At 73.7% G+C, this 20940-nt stretch carries 13 protein-coding genes (1 of these 13 running past the window's edge); 4 read left to right on the top strand and 9 right to left on the bottom strand.

All coding sequences use genetic code 11. The annotated features are described in order from the left end of the window. A protein-coding gene (gene ptsP / locus OG349_RS30365) for a phosphoenolpyruvate--protein phosphotransferase (protein WP_327237616.1) crosses the window boundary here: on the top strand, window positions 1-1417 show its 3' portion. 254 nt of this gene lie to the left of the window's left edge; only the last 1417 of its 1671 coding nucleotides appear in the window; the start codon falls outside the window, past its left edge; the stop codon is at window positions 1415-1417. A 58-nt stretch (window positions 1418-1475) separates the two neighbouring features. Here ptsP and OG349_RS30360 read toward each other — a convergent pair whose 3' ends face one another. Both OG349_RS30360 and OG349_RS30355 read right to left on the bottom strand, forming a co-directional pair. Then, window positions 1476-2384, bottom strand: a complete 909-nt coding sequence (locus tag OG349_RS30360; protein WP_327237615.1) for a hypothetical protein — start codon at window positions 2382-2384, stop codon at window positions 1476-1478. 78 nt (window positions 2385-2462) lie between these two features. Further along, window positions 2463-4481, bottom strand: a complete 2019-nt coding sequence (locus OG349_RS30355) for an acetoacetate--CoA ligase (protein ID WP_327237614.1) — start codon at window positions 4479-4481, stop codon at window positions 2463-2465. A gap of 169 nt (window positions 4482-4650) precedes the next feature. On the opposite strand from OG349_RS30355, the gene OG349_RS30350 reads away from it, so the two are divergent. After that, the gene (locus OG349_RS30350; RefSeq protein ID WP_327237613.1) at window positions 4651-7011 is read left to right on the top strand and encodes a glycoside hydrolase family 31 protein; all 2361 of its coding nucleotides are present in this window, start codon (window positions 4651-4653) and stop codon (window positions 7009-7011) included. A gap of 53 nt (window positions 7012-7064) precedes the next feature. Here the strand turns inward: OG349_RS30350 and OG349_RS30345 are convergent, their stop codons facing one another. Next, window positions 7065-7577, bottom strand: a complete 513-nt coding sequence (locus OG349_RS30345; RefSeq protein WP_327238787.1) for an NUDIX domain-containing protein — start codon at window positions 7575-7577, stop codon at window positions 7065-7067. A gap of 88 nt (window positions 7578-7665) precedes the next feature. Between OG349_RS30345 and OG349_RS30340 the strand changes: the two genes are divergently transcribed. Continuing rightward, on the top strand, window positions 7666-8466 hold the full coding sequence (locus OG349_RS30340) for a M15 family metallopeptidase (protein WP_327237612.1): 801 nt from the start codon (window positions 7666-7668) through the stop codon (window positions 8464-8466). Window positions 8467-8545: 79 nt separating this feature from the next. On the opposite strand, the gene OG349_RS30335 is transcribed toward OG349_RS30340, so the two are convergent. The 4 genes from OG349_RS30335 to OG349_RS30320 form a co-directional block, all read right to left on the bottom strand. Continuing rightward, on the bottom strand, window positions 8546-9151 hold the full coding sequence (locus tag OG349_RS30335) for a GTP-binding protein (protein WP_161312777.1): 606 nt from the start codon (window positions 9149-9151) through the stop codon (window positions 8546-8548). A gap of 73 nt (window positions 9152-9224) precedes the next feature. Continuing rightward, complete coding sequence (locus OG349_RS30330; RefSeq protein ID WP_327237611.1) at window positions 9225-9620, bottom strand: DUF742 domain-containing protein; 396 nt, start codon at window positions 9618-9620, stop codon at window positions 9225-9227. 12 nt (window positions 9621-9632) lie between these two features. After that, window positions 9633-10076 (bottom strand): roadblock/LC7 domain-containing protein, encoded by a 444-nt coding sequence (locus OG349_RS30325; protein ID WP_161312779.1) that lies wholly within the window; start codon window positions 10074-10076, stop codon window positions 9633-9635. Further along, entirely contained in the window at window positions 10073-13009 is a 2937-nt protein-coding gene (locus OG349_RS30320) for a sensor histidine kinase (protein WP_327237610.1), read from the bottom strand. Before OG349_RS30320 ends, OG349_RS30325 begins: the two co-directional genes overlap by 4 nt. Window positions 13010-13505: 496 nt before the next feature. Between OG349_RS30320 and OG349_RS30315 the strand changes: the two genes are divergently transcribed. Then, a complete protein-coding gene (locus tag OG349_RS30315; RefSeq protein ID WP_327237609.1) occupies window positions 13506-14039 on the top strand; it encodes a hypothetical protein in 534 nt (177 codons plus the stop codon). A 32-nt stretch (window positions 14040-14071) separates the two neighbouring features. Here OG349_RS30315 and OG349_RS30310 read toward each other — a convergent pair whose 3' ends face one another. Together OG349_RS30310 and OG349_RS30305 are read right to left on the bottom strand one after the other, a co-directional pair. Beyond that, window positions 14072-19759: a hypothetical protein gene (locus OG349_RS30310; protein WP_327237608.1), complete on the bottom strand. Its 5688-nt coding sequence runs from the start codon at window positions 19757-19759 to the stop codon at window positions 14072-14074. A 96-nt stretch (window positions 19760-19855) separates the two neighbouring features. Further along, window positions 19856-20767, bottom strand: coding sequence for a hypothetical protein (locus OG349_RS30305; RefSeq protein WP_327237607.1), 912 nt, complete (start codon window positions 20765-20767; stop codon window positions 19856-19858). Window positions 20768-20940: the final 173 nt, after the last annotated feature.

Here is a 20940-nt window from a genome sequence, read left to right as displayed (position 1 = left end):
GGCCGACGTGGAGCGGCGTATCGCCGTAGGGAGCAGCGCCGAGCGGGGGGTGTACGACGCGTTCGCCTCGTACCGCGCTCTGCTTGCCAACGCCGGGGAGTATCTGGCGGGGCGGGTCGCGGACCTGGACGACGTGCGGAACCGTATCGTCGCCCGGCTGCTGGGCGTGCCGATGCCCGGGGTGCCGGACAGTGACGAGCCGTACGTCCTGATCGCCCGTGACCTCGCCCCCGCCGACACGGCGTTGCTCGATCCGACCCTGGTGCTCGGTTTTGTGACCGAGGAGGGCGGGCCGACCAGTCACAGCGCGATTCTGGCGCGGGCGCTCGGGGTGCCGGCCGTGGTGGCGTTGCCGGGGGCCGTCGAGTTGGCCGAGGGAACGCTGATCGCGGTCGACGGGAGTACGGGCGAGGTCCATGTGGAGCCGTCGGCCGGGCGGCAGGCGGAGCTGGAGGAGGCCGCGGCGGCGCGGAAGGCGGCGCTGTCGGGGGTCACCGGGCCCGGCGCCACCTCGGACGGGCACAAGGTGCCGCTGCTCGCCAACATCGGTGGGCTCTCCGACGTCCAGGCCGCGGTCGAGGCGGGGGCCGAGGGGGTGGGGCTGTTCCGTACGGAGTTCCTGTTCCTGGACGACAGTGAGCGGGCGCCGTCGGAGGAGAAGCAGGTCGAGGTGTACCGGTCGGTCCTGGAAGCGTTTCCCGAGGGCCGGGTGGTCGTGCGGGTGCTGGACGCGGGGGCGGACAAACCCCTGGCGTTCCTGACGCCGGCCGATGAGCCGAATCCGGCGCTGGGGGTGCGGGGTCTGCGGAGTCTGCTGGATCACCCGGACGTGCTGCGGACGCAGTTGACGGCGCTGGCGAGGGCGGCCGAGGGTCTGCCGGTGTATCTGGAGGTCATGGCGCCGATGGTGGCGGACCGTGCGGACGCGAAGGCGTTCGCGGACGCCTGCCGTGCGGCGGGGCTGCACGCCAAGTTCGGTGCGATGGTGGAGATTCCGGCCGCGGCGCTGCGGGCGCGGTCGATTCTCCAGGAGGTCGAGTTCCTTTCGCTGGGGACGAACGACCTGGCGCAGTACACCTTCGCCGCCGACCGGCAGGTGGGGGCGGTGGCGCGGTGGCAGGACCCGTGGCAGCCGGCGCTGCTGGATCTGGTCGCGCTGTCGGCCGAGGGTGCCAAGGCGGAGGGCAAGAGCTGCGGGGTGTGCGGGGAGGCGGCGTCGGATCCGCTGCTGGCGTGTGTGCTGACCGGGCTCGGGGTGACGTCGTTGTCGATGGGCTCGGCGTCGATTCCCTATGTGCGGGCGACGCTGGCGAAGCACACGCTCGCGCAGTGCGAGCGTGCCGCGTCGGCCGCGCGGGCCGCCGACTCCGCCGAGGGTGCCAAGGCCGCGGCGCAGGCGGTGCTGTCCGGCGAGTGACGGAGAGGAACTCCTGGGGGCTTTCCGCCGTGGTCCGGCGGGAAGCCCCCTTCGGCGTTCAGTGGTGGGTGTCCGTGGTGTCGATGCCCAGGTCGTAGCCCGCGCGGTATTCGACGCCGGATTCCGGGGAGAGTGGCTCTCCGGTGTCCGCGTCCGTGCAGTAGGCGCTGAAGACCTCGGCCTCGGTGAGGGGGACGAGGTGTCCGTGCAGGAGGCGCCAGCCGTGGAGGCGGTCGGGGGTGTCGGGTGCTGTCGTACGGAGCACCACTCCTCCCGGTCGTTCCAGCGCGATGCCCGCGGCGAGGACCGAGACGAATTCGGCTCCTTCCGCGGGGTCGACGGCGGCGGAGGTGTCGCCGGTGTGGTCGGCCTGGAGGGCGGCCAGGAGTTGTTCGTCGGCCGCGGGGACGCTGCACACCATGTGGTGGGTGCCGGGTCCCGCCGCTTCGAGGAGCGCGAACAGGAGGCGGGATGCCCGGTCGAAGGCCGCTCGTCCGATGTCCTGGCCGCAGTCCGCGCAGTCCCCGAGGTCGGCGAGCAGCGCGGTGACGTACTCCCAGGTGGCCTTGCGGACCGCGGTGTTGATGAGCAGCGGGACCAGGGTGTCGAGGGGCTGGCCGGTGTAGGCGACGGCGGCGCCGGTCGCGGGGATGGTGGCGGTGAAGCGGCTGCGGCTGGCGGTACTGTCGGGGTCGTGGCCGCCGGCCGCGCAGAACTCCGCGTATTCGTCGGGGTCGAAGAGGGCGACCGTGGTGTGGACGCCCTGGGCGGTGAGGGATCTCAGCAGGGCTTCGATCTGCCGCAGGTAGGTGGCGTGGTCGTCGAAGGTGAAGGTGTCGTACCGCCGCATCGCGGTGAAGTCCTGCTCGTCGGCCAGCAGGCCGACGGTGCTGGGGACTTCGCGCCGCAGCCGGCGGCGCCGGGTGCGGTCGGTCTCGGTGTGCTTGCTGTGGTCGGTGTGCGCCATGACTCCCCCTGAGCGCTGTTGATCATTGCTCACTCAGCGTAATCGGGGGGTCTGACAGCGGGGCGTCCGCCGGGGCCGTCAGCGGCGCTCGCGGGCCAGGTCCGCGTAGAAGTGGAGGAGTTCGACGTGGTCGACGGATCCGGCGTTGACGGCCTGGTCGAGGCTCGCGCCCTGGAGGAGGCGTTTGACGGGGACCTCGATGCGCTTGCCGGTGAGGGTGTGGGGGACGCCGGGGACCTCGATGATCTCGTCGGGGACATGGCGGGGTGAGAGCTCCTGGCGGATGGTTGTCGCGATGCGGGCCCGCAGTCCGTCGTCCAGCCGCTGTCCTTCCGCGAGGTGGACGAAGAGGGGCATCCAGTAGCCACCGTCCGGTTCTTCGACGCCGATGACCAGGGATTCGCGGATCTCGGCGAGACGTTCGACCACTTCGTAGATGTCGGCGGAGCCCATCCGGACGCCCTGGCGGTTGAGGGTGGAGTCGGAGCGGCCGTGGATGACGACCGAGCCGCGGTCGGTGAGCGTGATCCAGTCGCCGTGGCGCCAGACGCCGGGATAGGTGTCGAAGTAGCTGTCGTGGTAGCGGCTGCCGTCGGGGTCGTTCCAGAAGCGGACCGGCATGGACGGCATGGGCCGGGTGACGACCAGTTCGCCGACCTCGTCGGTGAGGGGACGGCCCTGGGGGTCCCAGGCCTGGAGGTCCGTGCCGAGGCACGCCGCCTGGAGCTCGCCGATGTGGACGGGCAGGGTCGGTACGGCGCCGGCGAAGCAGCTGCAGATGTCGGTGCCGCCGCTGACGGAGGCGATCCACAGGTCGTCGCCGGCCTCGTCGGCCAGCCAGCGGAAGCCGTCGGGCGGCAGGGGTGATCCGGTGGTGGCGACGCAGCGCACGCGGGAGAGGTCGTGGTCACGGGCGGGGTGGACGTCCGCCTTGCGGCAGGCCATGACGTACGCGGCGGAGGTGCCGAAGAAGGTGGCTCCGGTCCGGTCGGCGACGCGCCACTGGGCGTCGACGGCGGGGAAGCCGGGGCTGCCGTCGTACAGGACGATCGTGGTGCCGGTCAGCAGGCCGCTGACCAGGAAGTTCCACATCATCCAGCCGGTGGAGGTGTACCAGAAGAGGCGGTCCTCGGGGCCGAGGTCGCAGTGGAGGCCGATCTGCTTGAGGTGTTCGAGCAGGATGCCTCCCTGGGACTGGACGATGGCTTTGGGGAGGCCGGTGGTGCCGGACGAGTAGAGGACCCACAGGGGGTGGTCGAAGGGGACCTGTTCGAAGACCGGCGGTGCGGGGTCGGTGTCGATGTCAGCGTCGGCGTCGGCGTTCTCAGCGGTCCGCTCGACCAGGGCGGACCATTCGAGCGTGCCCTCGGGGGCCGGGGTGCCGAGCAGCGGGACGTGGACCACGGCCCGGACGGTGGGCAGTTCGCGGCGGAGTTCGGCGACGGTCTCCGTACGGTCGTGTTCCTTGCCGCCGTAGCGGTAGCCGTCGACGGCGAACAGGACGACCGGTTCGACCTGCTGGAAGCGGTCGAGGACGCCGCGGGCGCCGAAGTCGGGGGCGCAGGAGGTCCAGACGGCGCCGACGGCGGCGGTGGCGAGCAGGGCGGTGACGGCCTGCGGGATGTTGGGGAGGTAGCCGCTGACGCGGTCCCCGGGGCGTACGCCGAGGTCGCGCAGCGCGGCGGCGAGCGCGACCACCTCGCCGCGCAGTTCGGACCAGGAGACGGAGCGCTGTTCCTGTGTCTCGTCCACGTGCACGAGCGCGGGGGTGTCGGCGCGGGCCGGGTCCATGGCGGTGCGCAGCGCGTGTTCCGCGTAGTTGAGGGTGGCGCCGGGGAACCACTCGGCGCCCGGCATGGTCTCCGCGCCGAGGACCCGTTCGTACGGGGCGGTGAAGCGTACGTCGAACCAGTCGGCGAGCGCGGTCCAGAACGTGTCGAGCTCGTCCACGGACCAGCGGTGCAGCGCCGCGTAGCCGCCCTCGGCCGGGGCTCCGTACCGTTCGGCGGCCCACGTCTGGAAGCGGGTGACCCCGGCGGCGGCGATCCGTGCGGGGTCGGGCTGCCAGAGCGGTGCGGGGCTGGCGGCTGTGGTCATGTGCGGCTCCCGGTCTTGACGCGGCTCACAGGGACGATGCCATGTGATCGTCTTTCGCACCAGATGTCGTTCTCTCCCCGTCGACGGGGGCGGACGGGTGCCCCCACCTCGGGTGAACGGAAGTTGAACGAACGCCTTCCCGTGGCGGGCGAGTGGCAGGCTGAGCAGCATGGACGGTCGTGAACTGGTGCGTTCGATGAAAGTGGTCGGGTCGGTACAGGGGCTCCGCTCGGTGCGGTCGGCCTGGCGGCAGCGGCGTACGGATGCGAGGGCGCTGCCGGTGCGCGGCGCCGAGCGGGCCAGGGTGCCGGGGCAGGCGGCGGGGGCGCGGCCCGGGCCCGGCGGGGGTGTCGTGCGGTTCGCGCGGGCGGAGCTGCGGGTGTGCGTGACGGTGGGCGGTGCGGTGTTCTGGGGGTGGGACGGCGCGGAGCCGCTGCCGTCGTACGCGCTGGCGGGTTCTCCGCCGGATCCCGACCCCCGGGCGGTGCTGGAGCCGAATACGGACGGCGGCTGGCGGGTGGTGTCGGAGCGCGTGATGGTGACGGTGTCGCGTCACGGCGGGGTGGAGATCCGTACGCCGGGCGGGGTGGTGCTCCGCCGTGAGCTGCCGCCGCGCTGGTGGGAGCCGGTCGCGGGGGGTGTGGCGCGGTGGGTGCAGCGGACGGAGGTGGCGGCGGACGCACGGTTCTTCGGGTTGGGCGGGCGGGCGCGGGGGCCGCGGCTGGCGGACGGGACGTACCGGCTGTGGAACACGGACCCCGGGGGCCGGTTCGGTCCCGAGGACGATCCGCTGTACGTCACGATGCCGGTGCAGCTGGTGGTGGCGGACGCGGGGACGCATCTGGCGTTTGTCGACAACTCGTGGGACGGGCGGGTGACCCTGCGGGAGGGTGAGGAGGGCGCGGGCTCGGGGCACGACCGGCCGGGGACGAGCGAGCTGCGGATGGACGGCGGGCCGCTGCGGTGCTGGGTGGTGATCGGCACGCCGGCGCGGGTGCTGCACGGCTGGACGGCGCTGACCGGGGCGCCCGTACCGCCGCCGGCCTGGGCGCTGGGTCCGCAGCACGCGCGGTGGGGGTTCGGCAGTGAGCGGGAGGTGCGGCGGATCGTCGCCGGGTACCGGGAGCGTGGTCTTCCGCTGTCGGCGGTGCATCTCGACATCGATCACTACGACGCGCATCAGGTCTTCACCGTGGACCGGGAGCGTTTCCCCGATCTGCCGGGGCTGGCCGGGGAGTTGCGGGCGGAGGGGGTGCGGCTGGTGTCGATCGTGGATCCGGCGGTGAGGGCGGCGGCCGGGAACGCGGTGTACGAGAGCGGGCGCGCGGCGGACGCCTTCGTACGGGACGCGCGGGGCGGGGAGGTCCGGGGCGAGGTCTGGCCGGGTGAGTGCGTGTATCCGGACTTCACGGATCCGGGGGTACGGGAGTGGTGGGGCGGCCTGTACGCGGAGCGGCTGGCGCAGGGGTTCTCCGGCGTGTGGCACGACATGAACGAGCCGGTGTCCTTCGCGCCGTTCGGTGACACGACGCTGCCGCGCTCGGCCAGGCACCGGCTGGAGGGCAGGGGCGGTGACCACCGGGAGGCGCACAACGTCTACGGGCTGGAGATGGCGCGGGCCGGTTTCGAGGGGCTGCGGAAGCTGCGCCCGGACGAGCGGCCGTTCCTGTTCTCACGCTCGGGCTGGGCGGGGATGCAGCGGTACGGCGGCACCTGGTCGGGCGATGTGGCGACGGGCTGGCCGGGGCTGCGGGCCTCGCTGGCGCTGGTGTTGGGGCTGGGCCTGTGCGGGGTGCCGTACTCGGGGCCCGACGTCGGTGGTTTTGACGGGAGTCCGACGCCGGAGCTGTATCTGCGGTGGTTCCAACTGGGTGCGTACATGCCGTTGTTCCGTACGCACGCGGCGATCGACGCGGGGCGCAGGGAGCCGTGGGAGTTCGGCGCGGAGGTGCTGGAGCACGCGCGGGCCGCGCTGGCCGAACGGGAGCGGCTGCGGCCGTACTTCATGACGCTGGCGCAGCTCGCCCGGCTGACGGGGGCTCCTTATGTGCGGCCGGTGTGGTGGGGGGCGCCGGAGGACCGGGCGCTGCGGGACTGCGAGGACGCGTTCATGCTGGGCGACGGTCTGCTGGTGGCGCCGGTGCTGGCGCGCGGGGAGGACCGGCGGGCGGTGCGGCTGCCCCGGGGGCGGTGGTACGACACGGCGACCGGGAAGGCGTACGAGGGGCCGGGCCAGGTGTTGATCGACGCGCCGCTGTCGCGGGTCCCGGTGCTGGCGCGGGCGGGTGCGGTGATACCGGTACGGGGCGGGGACGGGGCGGTGGAGCTGGAGGCGTGGGCCCCGGCGCCCGGGCGGACGGGGGGCGGGCTGGTGATCGGCGATCCGGGCGACGGCTGGGGTACGGCGGAGGTGGAGCGGTACACCTCGCGGCTGGTGGACGGCCGGGTCCGGGTGGAGCGGGTGACGGACGGGGGGAACGTGGAGCCGGAGCGGACCGTACGGGTGCGGGGTGTGGCGTCCGGGGGGTGAGGGTCCCCGGGGCGGCCCGGTGAATGGACGGGGCCGCCCCCGCCCCGCGTGGGTCAGCGGCGGGGTCCCGTGTCGTAGCGGCCGGCGAACCAGGACCGTACCGCCTCGGTGTGGAGCGGGAACGCCAACTCCGCCGGGGCGCGCAGCAGATGCCAGCCCGTCGTCTCGTCCGTGGCTGCGGACGGGGGCAGTTGGCCGGCGGGCCGCCCGGGGAGCAGGCCGAAGACCAGGATGTGCCCGTCAGGGGAGCTGAGCGTGTCGGCCAGCCGTACGTCCTCCTCGGCCGCCTCGATGCCCGTCTCCTCCCTCAACTCCCTTACGAGGGCGTGCTGCCAGGCCTCGCGGTGGTCGATGAACCCGCCGGGCAGGGCGACTCCCCCGCGCATGGGTTCGATCGTACGGGTGATGACCACCAGCGCCCGCCCCCCGGCGTCCGTCACCGGGAGCAGCGCGACGGCGACGGGCAGCGGATTGCGGTAGGCGGTGACGCCGCAGACCTCGCAGGTACGGGGCCAGCCGGCGTCCGCCGGGTACGGCGCGCCGCAGCTGCCGCAGTACGCGTTCATCGGAGGCTTCTTCTCGGGCTCGGACACGCGCGGACTGTATCCGATCACCCTTCCGCCGTTCCCGGGAACCTGATAGATGAAAGGGCTCATGAGCCCTCTTGTGTCACTCCTGCGGGTGCTGACCGCCTCCGCCGTCGCCCTGCTCGCCCTTCCCGCGCAGACGGCCGGCGCCGTCACCGAGCCCCGGGCTCCGGAGGAGTTCGTGGCGCTGCGCTCGGCCGCGCCGACGATCATCCAGGAGATGCGCTACAGCACGCCCCACGACTTCATGGGGGTGCCGGTGGACGGTTACCGGCAGCCGGTCTGTCTGGTGACCCGGCCGGCCGCCGAGGCGCTGCGCCTGGCGCAGCGGAAACTGCTGCGGCAGGGCTACTCGCTGAAGATGTACGACTGTTACCGGCCGCAGCGGGCCGTCGACCACTTCGTCCGGTGGGCGGAGGATCTCCAGGACGAGGCGATGAAGGCGGAGTTCTATCCGCGCGTCGACAAGTCGCGGCTGTTCGAGGACGGTTACATCGCGGAGAAGTCCGGGCACAGCCGGGGGAGCACGGTGGATCTGACGCTGGTGAAGCTGCCCGCGCCGCCGACCCGGGCGTACGTGCCGGGCGAACCGCTCGTCCCGTGCTACGCCCCGCAGGCGGAGCGCTTCCCGGACAACTCCGTGGACATGGGCACGGGTTACGACTGCTTCGACACGCTCGCGCACACCGACGACCCGCGGATCCAGGGGGTGGCGCGCGCCAACCGGCAGCTGTTGAAGAGCACGCTGGCGGAGGTCGGGTTCACCAACCTGCCCGAGGAGTGGTGGCACTTCACGCACCGGCCCGAGGTCTTCCCCGACACCTACTTCGACTTCCCCGTGGCGTGGCGGTCGGTGGCCGGGTCCTGACGGGCGTACGACTCGCCGGCGTGCCCGTACCCCGGTGGTCGGGGGTACGGGCCGCTGTGCCCGGTCCGGGTGACCCGGGTCAGGTGACGGCGTGTTCGCGGTGGCGCTGCGCGCGGTTCAGCGCGTGCTCCACGACCGTCACGAGGACTTCCTTGACGGATTCCCGCTCGCGCGCGTCGCACATCACCAGCGGGACCTCGGGGTCGAGGTCCAGCGCCGCGCGGACGGTCTCGCCGGGGAAGCGGTCCGCGCCCTCGAAGCAGTTGACGGCGACCGTGAAGGGGATCCCGCGCCGTTCGAAGTAGTCGACGGCGGCGAAGGAGTCGGCGAGGCGCCGGGTGTCGGCGAGGACCACCGCGCCGAGGGCGCCCTGGGCCAGCTCGTCCCAGAGGAACCAGAACCGGTCCTGGCCCGGGGTGCCGAACACGTACAGGACCAGGTCCTCGCGGAGGGTGATCCGGCCGAAGTCCATGGCGACCGTGGTGGTCGTCTTCTCCTCGACGCCGTCGACGTCGTCGACGGGCCGGCCGGCCTCGCTGAGCCGCTCCTCCGTACGGAGCGGCCTGATCTCGCTGACGGCGCCCACCAGGGTGGTCTTGCCGACCCCGAACCCGCCGGCGACCAGGATCTTCAGTGTGACCGGGTCGACCGGGCGGGGCCGGTGGCTAGTGCGCCCGAGGGTCATGGCTCTCTTCTTCCCCGGAGGGGTGGGTGCGGTTCGGATACATCGTGGGTCCCAGGTGGTCGGTTGACGTGCGTCAGAGCGCCCTCAGGCCGTCGATCACGTCGCGGAGGATGCTCACGTCGGGCAGTTCGGCCGGCGGGACGGGGCGGGTGACATGGACGATCGCGTCCTCGACGAGGTCGCCGACCAGCACCCGTACCACCCCGACCGGCAGGTCCAGGCTCGCGGAGAGCTCGGCGATCGACTGGGGGCTGTCGTTGCAGCGGTCGACGATCTCCACATGCTCGGGTGAGAGCATCTGGTCCCGGCCGGGGTCGTCCGCCTTGGGCTCGGGAATGACGATCGCGATCAGGTCGAGCCGGTGGCGGGTCGCGGTGCTGGTACGGCCGCGCGTCATGGCGTACGGGCGTACCACCGGTCCGGCTTCGCCGTCGAACCAGTGCTGCGCGTCCTGATCTTCGTCACTCATGTCGGCCCCCACTCACCCTCCGGCGGGCAGACCGGACCGCGGCCTCGTGGCGAGGTGGACGCCGACCCGCTTGACCATCAGCGTCATCTCGTAGGCGACCTGGCCCACGTCGGAATCGGCGTCGGACAGGACGGCCAGACAGCTGCCGTCACCGGCGGCGGTGACGAAGAGGAACGCCTCGTCCAGCTCCACGACGGTCTGGCGGACGCTGCCGGCGTCGAAGTGCCGGCCGACGCCCTTGGCGAGGCTGTGGAAGCCGGAGGCGACGGCCGCGAGGTGCTCGCCGTCCTCCCGGGTGAGGTCCTTGGACGTGCCGGTCGCGAGTCCGTCACCGGAGAGCACCAGGGCTTTGCGGATACTGGCGACCCGTTCGACGAGCTCGTCGAGGAGCCAGTTGAGCTCTCCGGCGCCGTCCCGGTCGGCGGAGTTGCGTGCTGCGGCGTTCGGTGCGGTCATCGACCGTCCCCCTCCGATGTGGTTCTGTCTGTCTCGCCGGGGCCGGTGGTCTCTTCGGCGTCGTTCTGCCGGCGACCACGCTGCCAGCCTCGCTGGAGCGAGGCCATACGGTTGCGTACTTCGTCCGCGTCCCGCTCGCCGTCCTGCCGGCCGGTGGGCGCCTGTCCGGGGACACGCTCGGGAGCGCTGTCCCTCAGCTGGGGTGCGAGGCTGGCCTGCCGTACGCGGCGGGGCAGGCCGCCGAGAAGGTCGGGGGCCTCGTCGGTCGTGTCGGTCCTGGCGGACCTGTCCGTCCTGGCGTCTCCCCGGGTGGCCGGCGAGCGGCCCCTCAACGGGGCGGGGACACCGGACAGCGGTCCGCCCGACGGCGGTTCGGCCGGTCCGCGGCCGGGCTCGGCCTGTCCGCGAGCGGCTTCGGCCCGGGTACGGCCGGTCTCGTCGACCCGCCTGCCGCGATCGGCCACCAGGGTCGGCGGCTTGCGGCGGGGCAGCGAGAGGGGATCGTCGGATCCCCCGGACGCCGGCCCCGACAGGGGCTCGTACGGCTCGTGGAGGTCGTGCGGCTCCGGGGTGGGCGGGCGGCCGTCACGCCGGTCGCGGGCCTCACGGGCCTCGTCGCGTGCGCTGCGGACGCCGTCCCGCGCGGTCCGTACCTCGTCGTGCGAGAGCCGTACGTCCTCGCGGACCTGCCAGGACTCGCCCGCCTCGCGGCCTCCCGCGTCGCGCCCGCCGAGGCCCAGATCGAGGTCGAGGTCGCGCAGGTGCTCGCGGGGACGGAAGATCCCGCCGCGCTCACTGTCCGGATCCTCAAGACCGGCGATGCCGTCACCTCCGCCACGTATCGGCCTGGTGTCCCTGCCGAGCGGACCCACGGGTGGTTCGAGCTCGACCGGTCCGTCGAGCACGGAAGGACCGCTGCCCAGTCCGGTCGGGATCTGCGCCAGCGCGGTGAGCCGGCCGGTGGAACCGCTCTCGGCGCGGCCCCGGCCACGCTCGGCCGTGCCCTTGCGGTCGAGCCGGAAGCCCACGCCCTCGGTCTCCGGCGCGTCGGTGAGCAGCGCGACCGGGAGGAAGACGACGGCGGTGGTCCCGCCGTACGGGGAAGGCTGGAGCGAGACGCGGACGTTCTGGCGCTGGGCGAGCCGGCTGACCACGAACAGGCCCAGGCGGTCGGTGTCGGAGAGCTCGAACTCCGGTGTCTCCGCGAGCCGCAGGTTGGCGTCCAGCAGCATCTCCGCGGCCATGCCGAGGCCGCGGTCGTGGATCTCCAGGGTGAAGCCGTTGGCGACCCGCTCGCCGTGCACCTGGACGGCGGTGTGCGGGGGTGAGAACACCGTGGCGTTCTCCAGCAGTTCGGCGATGAGGTGTGTGAGGTCGGCGACGGCCGGGCCGCCGACGCCGATGCGCGGGAGCCTGCGGACCTCGATGCGCTCGTAGTCCTCGACCTCGGCGACCGCGGCGCGGACCACGTCCATCAGCTGGACGGGCTTGCGCCACTGCCGGGAGGGGGCCGCGCCGGAGAGGATCACCAGGCCCTCGGCGTGGCGGCGCATACGGGTGGTGAGGTGGTCGAGCCGGAAGAGGTCGGCCAGTTCCTCGGTGTCCTCCGTACGGCGCTCCATGGTGTCCAGGAGCGTGAGCTGACGGTGGAGCAGGACCTGGTTGCGGCGGGCGAGGTTGACGAACACCTCGGAGACCCCGCGGCGCAGGTCGGCCTGTTTGACGGCGGCCTCGACGGCGGCGCGCTGGAGCGTGTTGAGTGCCTGGCCGACCTGGCCGACCTCGTCCTTCTCGTAGTCGAGGCGCGGCGCCTCGGTCTCGACGTCGACCTGTTCGCCCGCGGCGAGGCGGCGCATGACGCTGGGGAGGCGGACGCCGGAGACCTCGTGGGCCTCCTTGCGGAGCTGGGAGAGGTCGCGGATCAGGTCGCGGCTGACCCGTACCGACACGATCACGGAGACGAGCAGCGCCAGGAAGCCGAGCACGCTGGCGAGGCCGGCGCGGAAGTAGGTGCCGCTGCGCAGGGGGTCGATGTGCGCCGCGTAGAGGGTGTCGGCGCGGTTGCTCTCCTGGTGCAGGTCGTCGAGGACGGGGCCGGTCAGCTTCTGCCAGCCCGCGACGTCGATCACGCGGGGGCTCGCGCCGGAGCCGGCGGTGATCAGGCTGTCCTCGGTGGAGCCGAGCGTCAGGGTGGAGGGCGTGCGCCAGTACTGCTCCAGGATCGCGCGGTCCCGGGCGGGCAGGTCGGAGAGGTTGGTGCGGTAGAGCAGGGTGCGGTTCGCGACGAGGTCGGAGACCCGGCGGATCTCCTGCGCGTTGATGCTGCCGGTCATCAGCGCGGAGGTGACCAGCGCGTCCTCGCGGGAGAGCATTTCGCGGGCGAGGGCCATACCGACCAGCGCGCGGCCCCAGTTGTCCGCGTCCACTTCCTGGAGACCGTGCAGGGTCGAGAGGAAGGTGAAGCCCGGGTCGACGATCCGGCTGTAGAAGTCCAGGGCCCCGGAGCGGGAGATCTTGTTGTTGTCCACCGAACGGCGGGTGGTCGCCAGGTCGTCCAGTCCGCCGATGACGGCGGTCAGTTGCTGGGCGGTGACGGCGTCGAGGTCGGAGCGGACGTCGGGCGTCGCGTTCGCCTTGACCCGCGCGGCGACCTTGTCCGTGTCGGTACGGCTCTTCTGGAGGGTGACCCGGGCGTCGGGCGCGCGGGGGTCCGCCAGGTAGATCAGGGTCTGCCTGCGCTCGTTCTGGACGACGCGGATCGTGTCCTCGACGGGGCCGCCGACCTTGCCTATGACGTAACCGACGTCCAGGAGCCGCTTGGCGTCGCTGCCGGTGAGCGTCGTCGCCAGGGCCCAGAGGGCGGTGAGCGAGACGAGCGGCACGAGCAGCAGCGCCACGATCTTCCGGCGGATCGACTTCCCGCGAAAGCGCATGGCCTCCCCCTGCTCGATCCCCGCCCGGTGCGGGGGTCTCCCGGTGAACTTCCGTCAACAAACGGCGCGAGCCTACTACTGTCACACCGACAACTCGAAGGCACGTCCGGATGTTTTTCGGCCGACTCCCTACGACTTGATCATGAGTTGTCCCGGTATTCGGCGAGTTGCCGTCCGTTACTGGGACGAAAATCGGCAGGCCGGACGACGTATGAACTCTCAAGCAGTTGGCCGGAATCGTTCCGCGGCGGTCACGCTCGGGAATCTTCCCGCGTCGCCGGTCGTCCTTGTGTACGGAGATGTCCTGTGTGCGGGGTCTCCTTGGGGGCGCGGACGTCCTGGTGTCGTAGGTGCGGATGTCCTGGTGTCGTGTGTGCGGATGTCGTTGTGGGCGGGCGTGAAGCGGCGTAAGTCGGGCAGTCACCCTTGAGGCCGGACGTACGGGGGGCCTCGGGGCCGGAGTGGTGGTCGGACAGTGGTGGGGAGTGACGGGTCCATGGATACGGATCAGCGGCGGGGTGCGGCGCCGGCGGACGACTTCTCGGGGGTCTCACAGGGGTTCCCGGGAGGCTCGCGGCAGCTCTGGGTGGAGGAGCCCGCGCTCAGGTACCGCATGCCGGATCCGGTCAGGAGGGCGGCGGTCCGCGCGGTGATCATCGCGGCGGTGACGCTGATTCAGGCCATGATTGCGTTTCTCGGCACGCTCAGCGCCTCCTGGCTGGCGTTCCCGATGGTGATCAGCAGTGTCGCGTCGACGGTGGTGGCGACCTGGTCGGTGCTGGACGTCTGGGTGACGCGGCAGGTGTGGAACCAACGCAACGGCGTGGTGTCCGTACCGAGCAGCACGGCACGGCAGTTGCGCCGGGAGCGGCGCAGGGCCCGGCGTACCGCGCGGAGTTCGGCGCGGGACGCGGAGCGTGCCGGAGGACGCATACGGACGCCCCGCGCCGACCGGGCGCCGGAGCGGAGCCACGGCCTGGGAGGCGAGCGGGGGCGCGAGCGCGGCGGCAGTCGGCTCAGCCGGGCGTGAGGGCCTGAGGGCCTCCTGCTGGGCAGGGCCCACTACTGCTGGGTGGCGTCCGCTCCCTCGGTGGCGATGGCGTCCTGACTCCGTTTGAACATGCGGGTCGCGGTGATCTCACCGTGGACGACCTCGCCGTCAAGGTCCTGCTTGGGCAGACCGGGGCGCAGGTGTTCCTCCACGCTGATGTACTTCAGCCCGGCGCGCAGGTCCGCGTCGTTGCGCAAGCGGATGACGAGGGGGAACTCGGCGAGCGCCGTCGTGTCGAAGAGGCCCGTGGTGTAGAGGAGTTGCACGCCGAGGGCGTCCGACACCGCGCGCTGGAGCTCCAGCAGATACGTGGCGTTGGCGCGGCCGATCGGATTGTCGAGGAAGAGCGTCCCCGCGTGGCGGTGCTTGTCACGGCCCCGGTCGTTGCTGCGCAGCGCCGCCATCGTGCAGTAGAGGGCGATCGCCGCGGTGAGCAGCTGGCCGCCGGAGAAGACGTCGCCCATCTGCCCGACGGGGACGCGCTCGGCGCGCAGCACGGCGTCCGGCTTGAGGATCTCGACGGCGATGCCCTTGGGCTGGAGCGCCGCCTGAACACCGCGCAGGAGAAGGGACATGCCGTCCCTGCGGAGGTCGGCGTTCTTCTTGAGGGCGGCGCGGGTCGCCTCGTCGACGACCTCGCCGAGCCGCTCGGTGAGGGTCGTACGGTCCGGCTCCTCGAAGCGGATCCGCAGGAACTCCTGCCCGGACCACTCCCCCAGGCCCTCCGGCAGCCGGGACAGCCGCTGGGCGGACCGGAGGGTGGTCAGGGCGGACTCGACCAGGCCGCGCAGCCGGTCGACGATGGACTCGCGGTTGCGCTCCAGCTGCGCCAGCTCGTCCGTCAGGACGCGGAGCCGGGGGGCGAAGGCCGCCGCCCAGCGTTCGGCGTGTTCCGGCAGGGCGGACGCGGGCAGCTCCCTGATCTGCTGGCGGGCCGGGGTCCGGACCTGCTCGTAGCGGGTGGAGTTGGCGTGCCGTACGAGCACGTCGCAGGTCTCCCGCAGGGCGGCGTCCGCCGTGGAGAGGTCCTGGGCGCATCCGCGCAGGGACCGGCGGGCCTCGGCGGCGGCCTGCCTGGCGTCCTCCAGGCCGCCGGGGTACGGCTCCGGAGGCTCGGCCGTCTCGTCGGCGGCGGTGTCGTCGGCGACCGCGCCGCGCAGCAGGTCGCGCAGGAGGGCGCTCGTCTCGTCGAAGCCGCCCGCCGCGTCCTCGGCCGCGCGGTGGGAGTGGAGCAGCTCGCCGTGGGCGGCGCGGGCGGTGTCCAGCGCGTCGGTGCGCAGGGCCCGTTCGGTGGTGGCCGTACGGAGCATGCTCTGCGCCTGCTCGACGTCGGCGGGGACGAGGTCCTCGGGCAGTTCGGTGTGCGCGCCGCCGTCGCCCTCGCCGTCGGCCGGGGCGAGGCGTTCGGCCTCGCCGCGCAGGCGGCCGAGTTGCTCGCTGGCGGTGGTGGCGCGGGTCTCCAGCATCTGGACGAGTGATTCGGCGCGGGCGGCGGCGGCCTGGCGGGACGGGCCGTCGGCACCGTCGGTGGATTCGAGGAGTTGGGCGGCGCGGGTGCGGACCTTGTTGCTGAGCCGGTCCAACTCGGTCACGGCGGCGCTCTCGTCGCTCTCGGCGCGGGACTGTTCGGCGCGGAGGTCGGCGCCGACGCCGACCTTCTCGTACAGCTGGGAGGCGGCGCGGTAGGCCTCGCGCAGGGCGGGCAGGGCGATGCGGGGGGCGTCGGGGGCCGGCTCCGGGAGGGTTTCGGGCGCGCCGGCGATCTCGGCGCGTTCGGCGCGCAGGGCGCGGGCGGTGCGGCGGGCGTCGTCGGCGGCGCGCTGGGCGGCTCTGCGGTCCTCGTCCGAGGCGCGGGCCCGTTCCAGACAGGCGGCGGCCCTGGCCTCGGACTCGGCGGCGTCGTCGGCCAGTTCGCGGAGTTTCGCCTGCCAGGCGGCGCGTTCGCGGAGGCGGAAGGCGAGGCCGGCGAGGGCGTCGGCGACGCGGCGGGCGCGCTGGGCGGTCTCCTGCCGTTCCTCGCGGACGCGGGCGGTGTCGGCGGCGGCCTCGTCCGCCTCGGCCCGTACCGTACGGGCTTCGGCGAGCGCGGCCTCGGCCGTCACGGCGGTCCGCCGGGCGGTCTCGGCCGCCTCGGCGAGTTCGGTGAGCATGCCGGGCGGGCAGTCGGCGCGCCAGGAGCCGAGGCGGGCGGCCAGGGATCGGTCGCCGGCCAGGCGTGCGGCGAGCTGCTTGATGTCCTCGTCGCGGACGGTGGCACGGGCGCGGAGGGCCTGGCGCTCTTCGTCGGCGGCGTGTTCGTCGTGCATGGCGGGGTTCGGCGGTACGAGGAACACGCCGCCCTCGTCCAGGCCGGCCGCGCCGGGGCCGGGGACGGGCGCGAGCAGCGCGGCGGCCGTCCCGACGGCGACGGCGGAGCGGGGCAGCAGGGCGGCACCGGCGAGGACGTCGCGGGCGCGGGCGTGCGAGGCGGGGTCGGTGATCACGACGCCGTCGACCAGCTCGGGCCGGGCGGCGAGGACGGCGGCGTGGTCGCCGGGGTCGACGGCCTGGGCGAGGTAACGCCAGCCGGGGAGGGCGGGGATGCCGTGCTCGCCCAGGTACTCGACGGTGGCCAGCACGTCGGGCCCGGGCGGCAGCAACCCGCCGTCACCGAGCGCGCCGAGGATCCGGGAGTCGTCGGCGGCGACGGTCCGCAGATCGAACAGCTGCCGCTCGGCGGCGGCGATGCCCTGGTCGAGCAGCTCGCGCAGTTCGTCGGCGAACCGGTCCAACTCGGCGGGGGTGAGGGGCGCGTCGGACGCGCGTCGGGGGGCGGAACGCCTGCGGTGGGCGGGGGCCGGGTGACCGCCGTCGTGGCCGGCGGGGTCGTCTGCGTCGGCCGAGGGGCCTTGGGGGTCACCGGCGCTGACCGGAGCCGTGGCGCTGGACGCGTCGGCGCCGGCGGACATGGCCGCGGGAGCGCCCATGAGGTCGTCGTGACCCTCACGACGTCGGCCGCCGGACGCCGTACCGGACGCGCCGGCGGCGCCAGCGGTCACCTCGTCGGTCCGACGGACGTCGCGCGAGCCGGTGGCGGTGCCACCCGGGTCGCCCTCCTGGCCGCTGAGCGGGCCTCGGTCCAAGGCCGCCCCGGCGGGACCGGACGCCGCCCCGTTCTCACCGGAACCGCCGCGGCCTGCGGCGGAGTTCGTTGCGGGATGGCCCTGGCCCGCATGTCCGGCGCCGCCGGGGGCACTGCCCGCTCCGCCGCCGGACCAGTGGCTCGGACCGGGCCCCGTACCCGGCGAACCACCCGAGCCTGCGCCGGGCGCGGCCGAAGTGCGGCCCTGACCTTCCGGACCGGCAACGCCAGAGGCCCCGAACGGCCGGTCACCCGACCAGGCGTCCGCGGCGGACGCCGTACCCGACGAACCGCCCCGGGCTTCCCCGGCCGTCGTCGAAGAGCGGTCCTGGGCCGCTGGGCCGGGCTCGCCCGAGGCCCTGTTCAGGCGGTCGCCCGACCGGTCGCTCTCGCTCGTCGGCGTACCCGCCGAGCCGTCCCCGCCGGGCACCGCCGAAGCACCGCCCCGGCCCGGCGAAACGGCCTCGCCGGAGGCACCGAACGGTTCCCTGCCCGTGCGGGCGTCCCCGGCGGGCGCCGTGCCCGACGAACCGTCCCGGGCTCCGCCCGGGATCGATGAAGTGGCACCAACGCCCGGAGGAACGGCCCTGCCTTGTGCCCTCTCTTGGGTGGGCTCCCCCAGCGGGACCTTCGCGGTGACCCTTGTGGCACGGGACGCGCGTTCATGGGTGGCGGCGCTCGTGCGGGGTGGGGGCTGGGCCGTGCGGGGCGCCGGGACTCCGGGTTGGGGGGTCGGGGGGAGGCTGAGCAGTTCCGCCAGGCGTTCGTCCTGGGCGAGGGACTCGGCCGCGCGGTGCTCCGCGTCGTACGCGTGCTCGGCGGCCAAGGCCGCGTCGGCGGCGCGGGCCGCCGTCAGTTCGGCGCGGGACTCCTCCGCCGCCGCCTCCCTGGCGCGCTCCGCGGCCGTACGGGCCGCCTCGCGGGCGCCGTCCCAGGCCGCCACCGCCGCCTTCTCGGCGTCCGTCGCGGCGAGCGCCGCGCGCGCCGGGTCCGCGTCCGGTGCGGAGTTGTCGAGCCAGCCGGCCCGTACCGCCTCGGTCGTCTCCTGCTCCACCTCGCCCAGTCGCTGCCGCAGATGGCCGATCTCGCTGCGGGCGCGCTGCGCCTCGGTCGCGGCGGAGGTCGCGTCGCGGTGGGCGGCCTCGCCGGTCTCCTGGAGGACGGCGGAGCGCTCCTCCTCCTCGTTCGCGAGCCGTTCGCCGTCCTCGGCGGCGGCGTGCAGCGCGCGGACGAGATCACCCGCCGCCGTGGCGCGCGCGGCCAGCGCGGGGGCCGCGTCCCGCTCGGCCTCGCGGATCGCGACGGCGACGCGGGCCGCGCGGTCGGCGGCGGCGCGGTGCCGCAGGACGGCCTCGGCGGCCTGCCAGGCGGAGTGGAGCGTACGGGCCTCGGTGAGTTCACGGCGCTGCGCGGCGGCGCGCTTCTCGGCGACGGCGAGGGCCAGGGAGGCGTGCCGGTAGGCCAGTTCGGCGGCGATGAGCGCGCTGCGGCCCCGCGCCTGCTCGGCCCCGGTCACGGTGTGCGCGGCGGCGGTGACCCGCTGGGCCAGCTCGGCGGCCCGGCCGCGCTCCTCGGCCGCGCGGGCGGCGATCCGCCGTACGAGCGTACGGGCCCGGCGCTCGGCGGCCGCATGGATGTCACGGGCCCGCGCGCGGGTCCCGGTGGTCTCGACGATACGGCCGAGCAGATCGACCGATCCCGCGGTGAAGTCGCGCTCCGCGGTCAGCTCGGCGCGGCGGCCCAGCTTGTTGCCGAAGCCGCCGACCAGGTCGGCGAGGCCGTCCGTGTCGCGGGTGTCGGTGACGGCGCGCAGCAGGAGGTCGGTGAAGTCGGAGTCCTTCTTGACGGCGAAGAGGCCGGCGGCCTCGCCCTCGTCGGCGTTCATCTCCCGCTGGTAGCGGAACAGTTCGGGGTCGAGGCCGAGGTCCCCGAGGTGTTCGTTCCAGCGGTCGTGGATCTCTTCCCAGTGGACGTCGAGGTGGGGGTAGAACTTGCCGGCCTCGGTGAGCGCGTCCCGGAAGCCCTTCATCGTGCGGCGCCGGCCGCGCGCGCCCGAGGCGCCCTCGGAGGGCGGCCGGACGGAGGTGGCCTCGGCGACGGGCAGGGAGTCGAGGCTGAGCCCGGGGCCGGGCCGGAAGGAGTACCAGCCCTCGGTGAACTTCCGCGGGTCGTTGGACACCTGGCGCCCGCGCCACTCACTGGCCTTGCCGACCACGACGAGTTCGCCGGTGAGGACGTGCTGCCACTCCAGGGCGACATGGCCGCAGTCGTCGGCGAGGAGGAACTTGCGCAGAACGCCGGAGCTGGCGCCGCCGAGTGTGTTGCGGTGTCCCGGCAGCATCACCGAGAAGATCAGCTTGAGCAGGACGGACTTGCCGCCGCCGTTCTCCAGGAAGAGCACGCCGGCGGGGGCGGGCCGGCGCGGCGGCCCGACGGGTTCCTCCTCGAAGAACTCCGCCTGCGCGGGGGCGGGGTGCGGCACGGGCGCGCCCACTCCGCGCAGGTCGAGCACGGTGTCGGCGTAGCGCGCACCGGCGGGGCCGATGGAGTAGAGGCGGACCCGGGACAGCTCGTACATGGCGGCGGACTCTCGTCTGGTGAACGGTGCGGGTGTGGGGGGCGGGTGACGGGGGGCGGGTGACGGGGGGCGGGTGACGGGCCGGCGAGGCGCCGATCAGGAGTGGAAGGGCAGTCCCGCGTCGGCGACCAGGTCGAGGTCGTCGCCGTCGCGTGGCGGCAGCAGGGTGGCGGAGCCGTCGGTGACCGGGACGATGCCCAGCTCCAGCAGCTCCGTCATGGCGGCGTGGCCGGCCATGTCCCGTACCTGGAGCTGGTAGCGGGCGGTGGTCCGGTACGCGCCTCCGGCGTCGTCGCCGGTGCGCTGGAGGAAGCCGGACTCGGTGAGGAAGGCGACGGCCTTGCCGACGATGCCGGTGGTGGAACCGGCGAGCCGCCGCGCGTCCTTCGTGGCGCCGGTGGCGCTGCGCCGTGAGTAGATCCGCCAGGCGACTTCGAGGCCGGGGGCGTCCGTGGACGGGTCGGTGTTCTCGCCGTCCTCCTCGGCGCGCTCCTCCAGTCGCCGGCAGGCCTGGCGGACGAACCCGTCGACCCCGTTGACCGTGATCCGGCCGATGTAGCCGTCGTCGGCGAGGTCCTCGGGCCGGGGGAACGACATGGCGGCGACGGCCAGATGGGCGAGGCCGTGCAGGAAGCGGTCGGCCGAGTCGGTGGCGGCGCGGCGCGCGTAGTCGCCCATCCGGACGGCGAAGACGGAGTCCTCGGCGGCGGTGACGGCCATGCCGGCGCGGGGGGAGACCTCCAGGACGACGAGGCCGAAGCCGGTGGCGACGGCGTCGGCGATCCGGGCGAAGGCGGTGTCCTCGCGGTAGCGGCGCAGCAGTTCGGTGTATTCCGCGTCGCGGGCGGGGAGCAGCTTGGGCTGGAGGCCGAAGGAGACGAGCCGGGCGGCGTCGGCCGCGTCGGCGGGGGTGACCGCGCCGCTCGCCGCCGGGACGGCGCGCTCGGCCGTCTCCACGACGGCGGGCTCGCCCCACGCGCCGGAGTGCTCGGCGTGGTGGTCGCTCACGGGGACTGCTCCTTGCGGTGGGGGGTGGCTGTGACGAGAACGACCCGGCGCCCCGGCCAGGCACGGCCACCGCGCCATGGGGATCGGGGCCCCGGTCCTGCCGCTCCTACTGCCTTCTTTCTTGTACGGCTCCGATCCGCCCCGTCCCTCGCCCGGCGGGGCCACGTCGGCAT

It is taken from the genome of Streptomyces sp. NBC_01317, from assembly GCF_035961655.1.
Classification (GTDB): domain Bacteria; phylum Actinomycetota; class Actinomycetes; order Streptomycetales; family Streptomycetaceae; genus Streptomyces.
The sequence above is the reverse complement of the archived record's forward strand: the minus strand, read 5'-3'. Positions and strand labels throughout refer to the sequence as shown.

Bases quoted from the DNA above. Each gene is read 5' to 3' on its own strand.
- OG349_RS30320 (WP_327237610.1), bottom strand. From the start codon at position 13,009: ATGCGCTTTCGCGGGAAGTCGATCCGCCGGAAGATCGTGGCGCTGCTG.
- OG349_RS30340 (WP_327237612.1), top strand. From the start codon at position 7,666: ATGAGCCCTCTTGTGTCACTCCTGCGGGTGCTGACCGCCTCCGCCGTC.
- OG349_RS30360 (WP_327237615.1), bottom strand. From the start codon at position 2,384: ATGGCGCACACCGACCACAGCAAGCACACCGAGACCGACCGCACCCGG.
- OG349_RS30355 (WP_327237614.1), bottom strand. From the start codon at position 4,481: ATGACCACAGCCGCCAGCCCCGCACCGCTCTGGCAGCCCGACCCCGCA.
- OG349_RS30345 (WP_327238787.1), bottom strand. From the start codon at position 7,577: ATGAACGCGTACTGCGGCAGCTGCGGCGCGCCGTACCCGGCGGACGCC.
- OG349_RS30325 (WP_161312779.1), bottom strand. From the start codon at position 10,076: ATGACCGCACCGAACGCCGCAGCACGCAACTCCGCCGACCGGGACGGC.
- OG349_RS30315 (WP_327237609.1), top strand. From the start codon at position 13,506: ATGGATACGGATCAGCGGCGGGGTGCGGCGCCGGCGGACGACTTCTCG.
- OG349_RS30310 (WP_327237608.1), bottom strand. From the start codon at position 19,759: ATGTACGAGCTGTCCCGGGTCCGCCTCTACTCCATCGGCCCCGCCGGT.
- OG349_RS30350 (WP_327237613.1), top strand. From the start codon at position 4,651: ATGGACGGTCGTGAACTGGTGCGTTCGATGAAAGTGGTCGGGTCGGTA.
- OG349_RS30335 (WP_161312777.1), bottom strand. From the start codon at position 9,151: ATGACCCTCGGGCGCACTAGCCACCGGCCCCGCCCGGTCGACCCGGTC.
- OG349_RS30330 (WP_327237611.1), bottom strand. From the start codon at position 9,620: ATGAGTGACGAAGATCAGGACGCGCAGCACTGGTTCGACGGCGAAGCC.